Genomic DNA, 321 nt, shown 5'->3' on the forward strand with positions numbered 1-321 from the left:
GGCCCTGGTGGGCTGCTGGATGGGCGTGACGCCGGGCGGCGCCGTGGCGGCCAGCTTCATGGGCTACGGGCTGGCCAAGAAGTTCTCGCGCGACCCCGACAGCTTCGGCAAGGGCAACCCCGAAGGCTGTCTCTTATACACATCTGACGCTGCCGACGAAATGCGAACAGTGTAGATCTCGGTGGTCGCCGGAGCAGTAAAAAGGGGGGGGGGGGGGGGGGGGGGGGGGGGGGGGGGGGGGGGGGGGGGGGGGGGGGGGGGGGGGGGGGGGGGGGGGGGGGGGGGGGGGGGGGGGGGGGGGGGGGGGGGGGGGGGGGGGGG

General features: G+C 77.3%; 1 pseudogene. It reads left to right on the forward strand.

The features are described 5' to 3' along the window. Positions 1–133: pseudogene (locus tag JHD82_RS29215) on the forward strand (tripartite tricarboxylate transporter permease); the annotation flags it as partial. Between the last annotated feature and the right edge of the window lie 188 nt (positions 134–321).

This window comes from Delftia sp. ASV31, from assembly GCF_016428765.1.
In the GTDB taxonomy this organism is placed as follows: Bacteria; Pseudomonadota; Gammaproteobacteria; order Burkholderiales; family Burkholderiaceae_C; genus Comamonas; species Comamonas acidovorans.